The organism is Nocardioides sp. (genome assembly GCF_024509035.1).
Taxonomy (GTDB): Bacteria; Actinomycetota; Actinomycetes; order Propionibacteriales; family Nocardioidaceae; genus Nocardioides.
The window spans coordinates 1-4,405 of record NZ_JANINT010000183.1 but is presented as its reverse complement, the minus strand read 5'-3'; the positions used below and the strand labels follow the sequence as shown (position 1 = coordinate 4,405).

At 74.1% G+C, this 4,405-nt stretch carries 6 protein-coding genes; 1 reads left to right on the top strand and 5 read right to left on the bottom strand.

The window, feature by feature from the left end; all coding sequences use genetic code 11:
- Positions 1 to 285 (bottom strand): hypothetical protein (locus Q0L15_RS13870; RefSeq protein WP_296605039.1); only part of this gene is annotated, 285 nt, incomplete at its 3' end.
- 12 nt (positions 286 to 297) lie between these two features.
- Positions 298 to 453 (bottom strand): hypothetical protein, encoded by a 156-nt coding sequence (locus Q0L15_RS13865; RefSeq protein ID WP_296605038.1) that lies wholly within the window; start codon positions 451 to 453, stop codon positions 298 to 300.
- Between the two features lie 153 nt (positions 454 to 606).
- On the opposite strand from Q0L15_RS13865, the gene Q0L15_RS13860 reads away from it, so the two are divergent.
- The gene (locus Q0L15_RS13860; RefSeq protein WP_296605037.1) at positions 607 to 1,335 is read left to right on the top strand and encodes a hypothetical protein; all 729 of its coding nucleotides are present in this window, start codon (positions 607 to 609) and stop codon (positions 1,333 to 1,335) included.
- Positions 1,336 to 1,346: 11 nt separating this feature from the next.
- Here Q0L15_RS13860 and hutI read toward each other — a convergent pair whose 3' ends face one another.
- The 3 genes from hutI to Q0L15_RS13845 form a co-directional block, all read right to left on the bottom strand.
- A complete protein-coding gene (gene hutI, locus Q0L15_RS13855; RefSeq protein WP_296605036.1) occupies positions 1,347 to 2,504 on the bottom strand; it encodes an imidazolonepropionase in 1,158 nt (385 codons plus the stop codon).
- Positions 2,489 to 3,739, bottom strand: a complete 1,251-nt coding sequence (locus Q0L15_RS13850; RefSeq protein ID WP_296605035.1) for a formimidoylglutamate deiminase — start codon at positions 3,737 to 3,739, stop codon at positions 2,489 to 2,491. Before Q0L15_RS13850 ends, hutI begins: the two co-directional genes overlap by 16 nt.
- A partial coding sequence (locus Q0L15_RS13845; protein WP_296605034.1) for a M20/M25/M40 family metallo-hydrolase occupies positions 3,736 to 4,405 on the bottom strand: 670 nt, incomplete at its 5' end. The genes Q0L15_RS13850 and Q0L15_RS13845, both read right to left, overlap by 4 nt.

The window sequence follows — 4,405 nt, the reverse complement described above, 5'->3', positions numbered from 1 at the left end:
GCCCGTCGTGGAGCCCGTCGTGGAGCCCGTCGTGGAGCCCGTCGTGGAGCCCGTCGTGGAGCCCGTCGGGGAGCCCGTCGGGTCCTGCGGGTCCGTGCCCGACCCGGGCGCACGGACGCCGAGCAACGAAGCGATCTCCGTCAGCTCGGCGTCTCGTCCGACCAGAGTCCGGCTCGTGTGTGCGGGCACGCCGTCCATGATCGCGTGTTCTGTTGTCGGGTGCTCCTGATTAGTCGCAGCGTCGGTGCCGGTGTCGGGGACGAGCGTCAGGACGCGCTGGGGCATCGCCGCGCGCCGTCAGCGCACGGAGGTCCAGGTCAGACCGTCGACGTCCCTGCTCCGGCGTACCAGCGCCCGCCGCTTGCGGCGGCCGGCCAGGTCGGCCTGCACCCGGTTGAGCCGGTACTCCAGCTCGGTCTTCACGTAGTCGCGGTGCGCGTTGTTGTCGTACATGGTGGGCTCCTCAGCTCCTCGGTGACGAGACCGAGACTCGCTCCCTGAGGTAGGCCCTCACATCGGACAACTGCCTTATCTGTGGCCTGAGGGGGTCTTAGGTGGCCTGCCCGGGGTGCAACGCGGCGACCGGCCCGGCGCGTCAGACCACATATGAGCTCCTTCCATCGCCCCTGCCGATCCGCCCGGCCCTCCCGCGCCGTCCTGGTGGCCGCCTGCCTGGGAGTCGCCGTCACGCTGACCGGCTGCGGGGACAGCGCGGAGCCGGTGTCCGCCGACACCGCGCCCAGCGAGAGCCCTGCGTCCTCGGACGCCACGCCGGACCCCGGTGCCACCTCCGTCGCCCCGTCGACCGACAGCTCGACCGGCACCTCCGCCAGCTCCTCGCCCAGCACCTCGACCAGCACCTCCGCCGGCTCCTCGCCCAGCACCCCTGCCACCCCGCCGGCCGGCTCCGCGCCCACGACCGCCGCACCCGACCGCCCGGGCGAGGTGATCGCGTACGCCGGCGGCGAGTCGCCCGGCGTCCTCGTGCGCGGGCCCCGCGACGCCGCCCAGCTGCGTCGCTCGCCCGCCGCGTTCAAGCGCTTCATCGGCCGCACCGCGCAGCGGGTCGTCGACCACGCCTCCTGCTCGGAGGCCACCGTCGGCATCATGGTCGAGTTCGTCAGCACCGCCGGGTACGCCGTCGGCAGCGTCAACGAGTGCGGTGGCTACGCCGCCCTCTGGGCGTCCGTCGACGGCCGGTGGCGCGAGATCGAGGGCACCCAGGACGCGTGGGACTGCGCCGTGCTCGAGCACTACGCCGTCCCCAGCGACCTCGTGGGCGACACCTGCTACGACTACGACGCGAAGAAGGAGCGCCGCTACCACCAGGTCTGAGCGGGAGACCGCTACCCGGGGTGGCCGCCGACCCAGGTGGCAGCCACGAGCGGCACGCCGGGGCGGTAGGCGAGGTGGACGTGCGAGGGGGCGTCGAGCAGCACCAGGTCGGCGCGGCGGCCGGGTACCAGGGCCCCGACGTCCGCACGGTCGAGGGCCTGGGCGCCGCGGTAGGTCGCCGCGTGGACGGCCTCGGCGGGCGTCATCCCCATCTCCCGGACCGCGAGCGCGATGCACAGGGGCAGCGAGCTGGTGAAGCAGGAGCCCGGGTTGCAGTCCGAGGCGAGCGCCACCCGCACGCCGGCGTCGAGCAGCCGCCGGGCGTCGGGGTAGGGCTGCTTGGTGGAGAACTCCACACCCGGCAGCAGCGTCGCGATCGTGCCGCTGTCGCGCAGCGCGTCGACGTCGGCGTCGCTGAGGTAGGTGCAGTGGTCGACCGCGGCCAGGCCGAGCTCGGCGGCGAGCCGGACGCCCTCGCCGTACGTCAGCTGGTTGGCGTGCAGGCGGCCGCGCAACCCGGCCTCGGCTCCCGCGGTGAGGATCGCGCGCGCCTGGTCGGCGTCGAAGGCCCCGCGCTCGCAGAACACGTCGATCCACCGCGCGTGCGGCCGCGCGGCCTCGAGCATCGGGCCGGTGACGAGCTCGACGTACTCCTCCGCGGTGGTGCCGTCGGGGACGACGTGGGCGCCGAGGTACGTCGTCTCCTCGGTGAACAGCCGCGCGACCGCGAGGCTGCGCGCCTCGTCGTGGACGGTCAGGCCGTAACCGCTCTTGATCTCGACCGTCGTCGTGCCCTGGCGGCGCATCTCGGCGACGAGCCGCGCGACGTGACCGCTGAGCTGCTCGTCGGTGGCGGCGCGGGTGGCGGCGACCGTGGTGCGGATGCCGCCGGCGGCGTACGGCGTGCCGGTCATGCGGGCCGCGAACTCGGCCGCCCTATCGCCGGCGAAGACGAGGTGGCTGTGGCTGTCGACGAAGCCGGGGATGACGGCGCGGCCGCCGGCGTCGACCATCTCGTCGGCCGGCGGGGCGTCCGTCGCGCGGCCGACCCAGGCGACGTGGGCGCCCTCGATGACGATCGCGGCCTGCTCGATCACGCCGAGCAGGTCGTCTGCTCGCGGGTCGTTGGTGACCAGCTCGCCGATGTGGGTGATCAGCGTGCTTGCCACAGTGCCTTCTCCCACAGTGCCTCCATCGCGGCCTCGAGCTCACGGCCGATCTCGGCGCGGTCGTCACCGGTCGCGACGACGCTTCCGCCGATCACCACGTGGGTGACGTCGGCGGCGGTGGCGGCGAAGACCGCGGTGTTCTCGTCGGAGCCGGTGCCGGCGGTGCGGGTGCTCCGGGTGTCGATCGTGACGAGGTCGGCGGGCTCGCCGACGGCGATCCTCGCGCCGCGGGTGCCGATGCTCAGCAGCTCGGCGGCCGACCAGTGCCCGCGCTCCTGGGTCGCGAGGCGCTCGTCCATCTCGAGGCCGCGCAGCTCCTCGAACGGGTCGACGACCGCGTGGCTGTCGCTGCCGACGCTGATCGGGCAGCCGGCATCGGCGAGCCGCCGCGCCGGGCCGATGCCATCGGCGAGGTCGCGCTCGGTGGTGGGCGTGATGCAGACGTTGGTGCGGGTGTTGCCGAGCAGGGCGATGTCGTCGTCGGTGAGGTGGGTGGCGTGCACGACCGTGGTCCCCGGCCCGAGCAGGCCCTCGTCGTGGAGCAGCCGGGTCGGGGTGACGCCGTACGCCGCCAGGCAGGCGTCGTTCTCCTGCTGCTGCTCGCTGAGGTGGACGTGCAGTGGCGCGCGTCCGCGGAAGACGTGCAGCTGGTCGCGCGGCACCGCGCGCACGGAGTGGATCGCCGCCGGCCCGTCGCCGACGCGCTCGGCCCACCGCTGCGCGGTGCCGTCGGTGAAGCGTCGCTGGACGCCCTCGGGCGGGGCGCCGAACCCGCTGCTGACGTAGCAGGCGTCGAGCAGCGTGAGCCTGATGCCGGCCTCCTCGGCGGCGTGCCTCAACGCCTCCCCCGTGGCGGGCTCGGGGTCGTGGAGGTAGTGAAACTCGCTGACGCTCGTGTAGCCGGCCGCCACCATCTCCCGGAACGTCGCCCGCGCAAGCACGAAGTAGCTGTCCGGGGTGAGCCGCTCCGCCACGGCGTACATCTGCTCGCGCCACGTCCAGAACGTCCCCCGCCCCCGCTGGGTCCGCCCTCGCAGCGCCCGGTGGAAGGCGTGGCTGTGGTCGTTGACCAGCCCCGGGACGGTGAGGCCGGCGAGGTTCGGGACGTCCCCGGCCGGCGCGGCTGGTGTCACCGCGGTGATCCGGCCGTCCGCGATCTCGACGAGCACGTCGTCGCGGACGGCGCCGTCGACCCAGGCCCGCTCGAGGAGGTACGACGAGGAGGACCTGCTCACCGGGCGAGCCGTTCGAGGGTGTCGGCCAGGGCCGAGACGCCGACCAGGCAGTCGGGGAGCTCCGCGTGCTCGGCCGGGGAGTGCGAGACGCCGGTCGGGTTGCGGACGAACAGCATCGCGGACGGGATGCCGGCCATCGACACGATGCCGGCGTCGTGGCCGGCCTGGGTCGGGATGACCGGCCAGTCGCCGCCCTCGTGGTCGGCGGCCACCTTGGCGGCGAGGGCGCGGTCGAAGACCACGGCCGGCGACACCGACTCGGCCGTCACCGCCAGGGACGTCCCGTCCCGCGAGGCCCGGTCGGTCGCCTGCGTGGTGATGCCCTCGACCAAGGAGGACAGCGACGACTCGGTCGCGCAGCGGGCGTCGAGCCAGGCGGTGACGTGCGAGGGGACCGCGTTGGTGCCGTTCGGCGTCACCTCGACCCGCCCGAAAGTCGCCCGCTCACCGGCCAGCCGCGCCTGCTTGTTGGCGCCGAGCGCGGCGAACGCATAGGTGAGCATCGGGTCGGCGCGGTCCTCCATCCGCGTGGTGCCGGCGTGGTCGGCCACCCCGCTGAAGTCGAACCGGTAGCGCCCGTGCGGCCAGATCTCGCTGGCCACGCCGATCGCCGCGCCCCGGTCGACGAGGTTGCGGCCCTGCTCGACGTGCAGCTCGACGTACGTC

Coding starts and splice junctions, on each gene's coding strand:
- Q0L15_RS13865 (WP_296605038.1), bottom strand. CDS start 453: ATGTACGACAACAACGCGCACCGCGACTACGTGAAGACCGAGCTGGAG.
- Q0L15_RS13860 (WP_296605037.1), top strand. CDS start 607: ATGAGCTCCTTCCATCGCCCCTGCCGATCCGCCCGGCCCTCCCGCGCC.